The organism is Actinomycetospora sp. (assembly GCF_055612215.1).
Map to the genome: position 1 here is coordinate 1 of NZ_JBVPVA010001179.1, position 4924 is coordinate 4924.

Here is a 4924-nt window from a genome sequence, read left to right on the forward strand (position 1 = left end):
TCGGGCAGCGCCTCGTCGCGCAGCGGGTCGACCACGACGACCTCGCAGCCCGCCGCGATCAGCAGCTCGGCGTGCTCGGGGTAGCCGAAGGTGAAGGCCGGCCCCCGTCGTCGCCGTGGCGGGCGGGCCGTCCCCGGCTGCCGTCACCTCCAGGACCGGGTCCCACGACGCGGCCGGCGTCGCGGGGGCGCGGCGGGCGAGGGCCTCGACCGCGTCGAGGTCGACGTGGGCGGCCACCAGGGCGGTCATCGCGGCCACCGCGTCGCGGGCCGCGTCGCCGTGCTCGGCCGCGGTGACCAGGCCGAGGTGTCTCGAGGGCACGGCCAGCTCCGCGCGGCGCGGCACGACGCCGAGCACCGGCATCCCGACCTCCGCGCACGCCGCCCGCAGTGCCTCGGCGTGCCGCTCGGTCCCGACCCGGTTGAGCACGACGCCGGCCGGGCGCACCCGCGGGTCGAAGTGGGCGAACCCGTGGAGGAGGGCGGCGACCGAGCGGTGCTGGCCGCGGGCGTCGACGACGAGCACCACCGGCGCGTCGAGCACGCGCGCGACGTGCGCCGTGGAGCCGTCGTCGTGCGCGCTGCGCGCTCGTGCGTGCGTGTCCGTGTCCTGGGGCCCGGATCCACGCGCGAGACGGCCGTCGAACAGGCCCATCACGCCCTCGACGACGGCCAGGTCGGTGCCGGCGGCCCCGTGCACGACGAGGCCGGGCAGGCGCTCGGCCCCGACGAGCACCGGGTCGAGGTTGCGGCCCGGGCGCCCGGCGGCGAGCGCGTGGTAGCCGGGGTCGACGTAGTCCGGGCCGATCTTGAACGGCGCCGGACGGGTGCCGCGGGCGGCGAGGGCGCCCAGCAGCCCGGTGGCGACCGTCGTCTTCCCGCTGCCCGACGACGGCGCGGCGATCACCACCCGCGGGGGCAGGACCCCTACCACTCGATCCCCTTCTGGCCCTTCTGCCCGGCGTCCATGGGGTGCTTGATCTTGGTCATCTCGGTGACCAGGTCGGCGAGGTCGATCAGCGCCGGCGGGGCGTCCCGGCCGGTGATCACGACGTGCTGGTTCCCGGGTCGGTCGCGCAGCACCTCGACGACCTCGTCGACGTCGACCCACCCCCACTTCAGCGGGTAGGTGAACTCGTCGAGGACGTAGAAGTCGTGGGTGTCGGCCTCGAGCCGGCGCCGGATCTCCGCCCAGCCCTCGCGGGCGGCCTCGGCGTGGTCCTCCTCGGAGCCCGGCTTCCGCGACCAGGACCAGCCCTCGCCCATCTTGTGCCACTCGACGGGCCCGCCCTGGCCGGTGCTCGCGTGCAGCTCGCCGAGGGCCTTGAGCGCGGTCTCCTCCCCGACGCGCCACTTCGCCGACTTCACGAACTGGAACACCGCGACGTCCGCGCCGGCCGTCCACTGGCGCAGCGCCATCCCGAACGCGGCCGTCGACTTGCCCTTGTTCGGTCCGGTGTGCACGACGACGAGCGGACGGCGGCGGCGCTGGCGGGTGGTGAGCCCGTCGGCGGGCACCGTGGCGGGGACTCCCTGGGGCATGGCTTCCTCCCTAGACGGCGGCGCGGGCGACGGCGGCCACGCTCTCGCCGGTGAGCTCGTCCAGCGTCACGATCGCACCCGCGGCGGCCCCGGCGATCCGGCCGGCGAGGCCGAGGCGCACCGGCCCGGACTCGCAGTCGACGACGACGGTGCTCATCGCGGCCCCGCCCCGTCCGGGCCCCGCCTCGCGCGCGAGCCCGCGGGCGGCGGTGAGCGCGGCCTCGAGCGGGGTGCCCGCGCCCGGTCCGGCCCCAACGGTGGCGCGCCCGTCGGTGAGGACGATCAGCAGGCCGCGGCGGCGCGGGTCGCGCACCCGCTCGGCGCGCAGCACCCGCCGCGCGGTCCGCAGGCCGTCGGCCAGCGGGGTGCGGCCGCCGGTGCGCAGGTCGGCGAGGCGGTGGTGCGCGGTGTGGACCGAGGTCGTCGGCGGCAGCGCGACGACGGCGCCGGACCCGCGGAAGGTGACGACGCCGACCTTGTCGCGCCGTTGGTAGGCGTCGCGCAGCAGGGCGACGACGGCGCCGGTCACCGCGCTCATCCGGCGGCGCGCCGCCATCGACCCGGACGCGTCCACGCAGAAGAGCACGAGGTTCCCCTCGCGCCCCTCCCGCTGGGCGTGCCGTAGGTCGTCCGGCCCCGGCCGACCCCGGCGGCCACCGCGGACCGCCGCGAGGACGGTGGCCGGCAGGTGCGGCGCGGGCCCGGAGACGGGGGTCTCGACGACGGCCCGGACGGTGCGTCCGCGGCGTCCCCGGGCCCGGGACCGGCGCCCGGGCACGCCCTCGCCGATCCCGTGCACCTCGAAGCGCCGGGTGCGCAGCCGCGTCGGGGTGGGTGCCCCGACCGGGCGGCCCGCGGACTCGTCGGCGCCCCCTGATGCCAGCGGAGCGTCGACGCTTGCGTCCAGTGGCAGTGAAGCCCCGTCGTCGCGGCCGCTCGCGGGCGGCTCGACCCCGGAGGCCGGGCCCGACGGCGGCGCGGCGGCCTCGGAGCCGCCGGACGACCCGGCCCCGTTCGGATCGAGGTCGTCGCCGGCCTCGGCCCCGGGTGGTCCGCCGTCGTCCTGGGCGCCGTCGGACGGGCCCCCGTCGGAATCGTCCGGGCCGCCGTCGTCAGGACCGCCGTCACCCCCCGACGGCGGGTCCGGGGGCTGCTCGTCGTCGAAGTCGCGCACCGCCTGCTCGGCCTGCTCGAGGGCCTTCTCCAGCTCCTCGTCAGAGAGGTGCGGCTCGTCGAAGGGGTCCCGGCGACGCCGGTGCGGCAGCGCGAGCCGGGCGGCCGCCCGCACGTCGTCGACGTCGACCGCCTCGGCCCCGCGCCATGCGGCGTGGGCCACCGCGGTCCGGGCGAGGACGACGTCGGCGCGCATCCCGTCGACCTCGACCGCCGCGCACACCGCCGAGATCCGCACCAGCTCGCGGTCGGTGAGCACCACGGCGCCCAGCCGCGACCGGGCGGCCGTGAGCGCGGCCCGCAGCTCGTCCTCGGCGGGGGCGAAGCGGGCGGCGAACCCGGCCGGGTCGGCGTCGTGGGCGAGGCGGCGGCGCACCACCTCGGTCCGCTCGGCGACGGCGCGGGAGGCGGTCACCGCGACCGTCAGACCGAAGCGGTCGAGCAACTGCGGGCGCAGCTCGCCCTCCTCGGGGTTCATCGTCCCGACCAGCAGGAACCGCGCCGGGTGCGCGAACGAGACCCCGTCGCGCTCCACGTGCGAGCGCCCGGACGCCGCGGCGTCGAGGAGCAGGTCGACGAGGTGGTCGTGCAGGAGGTTGACCTCGTCGACGTAGAGCACGCCCCGGTGCGCTGCGGCGAGCAGGCCCGGCTGCACCGAGCCCCGGCCGTGGGCGAGGACCTCCTGCAGGTCCAGCGATCCGATCAGCCGGTCCTCCGAGGCCCCGACGGGCAGCTCCACGAGCCGCGCCGGGCGCCGCTCGACCGGCACGTCCGGGCCGAACGGACCGTCCGGGCTCTCCTCGCCCGCCTCGACGTCGACGCCGAAGCGGTCTCCGGCGCGCACCGTGACCTCGGGCAGCAGCGCCGCGAGCGCCCGGACGACGGTCGACTTCGCCGTCCCCTTCTCCCCGCGCACCAGGACGCCGCCGATCCCCGGGTCGACGGCCGAGAGCAGCAGGGCCAGCCGCAGGTCCGGGTGGCCGACGACGGCCGAGAAGGGGAAGGTCACGGGAGGCGACCCTAATCCCGCGCGCCGCCCGACATCTCATCGACCGCTGAGATGTAGGCGACGGGGGACGAGGTGGCTCACACCGCGACGCCGTTCCCGGCCCGCTTGTCGGCCTGGAACGCCTCCTCGTCCAGCCCGCGGCGCCAGTACCCGGAGATCGAGACGAGCTCGCGCTCGACGCCGCGCTCCTCGCGCAGGTAGCCGCGCAGGGCCTTCATCGCGCTCGTCTCCCCGTGCGCGAACACCTGGACGCGGCCCTCGGGCCACGACGCGGCCCGCACCACCTCGACGAGCTCCTCGCCGGCCTGCCGGTGCACCCAGCGCACCGACAGCGCCCCGGGGCACTCGAGCGTCATCTCGTCGTCCGGGCCGTCGACCTCGATCACGGCGTGGACCGGCGTGCCCGGGGTGACCCGCTCGCAGGCGGCGGCGATCGCGGGCAGCGCGGCCAGGTCGCCGATGAGCACGTGGGCGTCCACGTCGGCCGCCGGGGCGAAGGCGCCGCCGGGGCCCTGCAGGACGAGCTCGTCGCCCGGCTGCGCGGCGAGCGCCCAGGGCCCGGCCACCCCCTCGTCGCCGTGGACGACGAAGTCGATGACCATCTCGCCGGCGGCGTGGTCGAGGGAGCGGATCGTGTAGGTGCGCATGATCGGCCAGTCGGAGCGCGGCATCGTCTCGCGCACCGCCCCGACGTCGAGGGGCTCGGGGTAGGTCACGCCGGGTCGGCGGAAGGCGAGCTTGACGTAGCGGTCGGTGTAGCCGTTGTCGGGGATGCCGGCCACGCCGGGGCCGCCGAGCACGACGCGGACCAGGTGCGGGGTGAGCCGCTCCGACCGGAGCACGGTCAGGCGGTGGCCCGGACCGCCGCGTCGGGGTGCTGCCGGGGCCGTCGGGGACGCCATGGAACCTCCTGCTGCTTAGGTAAGGGTCACCTTACCCAACCGCGGTGAGAACGGGCTGTGACCCGGGCCCGTGCGCCGGAGACCGTTGTGCGGCACCCCTGACCGTGCGAATCTGCTTGCCAGGCCCGTGACCTGGATCTCACGAGGGCGGTTGATGACCCAGCCGTCGCCGCGCCGCCGCCTCCCCGACACCCGGCCTCCACACCGTCGGACCACCGCCCTCCGTGCCCCTCCGGAGCGGCGCCCCGACGCCTGCCGGGCCCGCTCCCCCGTCGGGGTCTCCGGAAGGTCCCGACGTG

4 protein-coding genes are annotated in these 4924 nt (G+C 77.1%); all 4 read right to left on the bottom strand.

What is annotated here, in order from left to right:
• Positions 1 to 909, bottom strand: a 909-nt coding sequence (locus AC0CYZ_RS31585; RefSeq protein WP_472222205.1) for a cobyrinate a,c-diamide synthase, incomplete at its 3' end; no start/stop codon positions are given.
• A 17-nt stretch (positions 910 to 926) separates the two neighbouring features.
• Entirely contained in the window at positions 927 to 1541 is a 615-nt protein-coding gene (gene cobO / locus AC0CYZ_RS31590) for a cob(I)yrinic acid a,c-diamide adenosyltransferase (protein ID WP_472222207.1), read from the bottom strand.
• A gap of 10 nt (positions 1542 to 1551) precedes the next feature.
• The gene (locus tag AC0CYZ_RS31595) at positions 1552 to 3723 is read right to left on the bottom strand and encodes a VWA domain-containing protein (protein ID WP_472222209.1); all 2172 of its coding nucleotides are present in this window, start codon (positions 3721 to 3723) and stop codon (positions 1552 to 1554) included.
• A gap of 77 nt (positions 3724 to 3800) precedes the next feature.
• Positions 3801 to 4625: a siderophore-interacting protein gene (locus AC0CYZ_RS31600; protein WP_472222211.1), complete on the bottom strand. Its 825-nt coding sequence runs from the start codon at positions 4623 to 4625 to the stop codon at positions 3801 to 3803.
• Positions 4626 to 4924 lie beyond the last annotated feature (299 nt).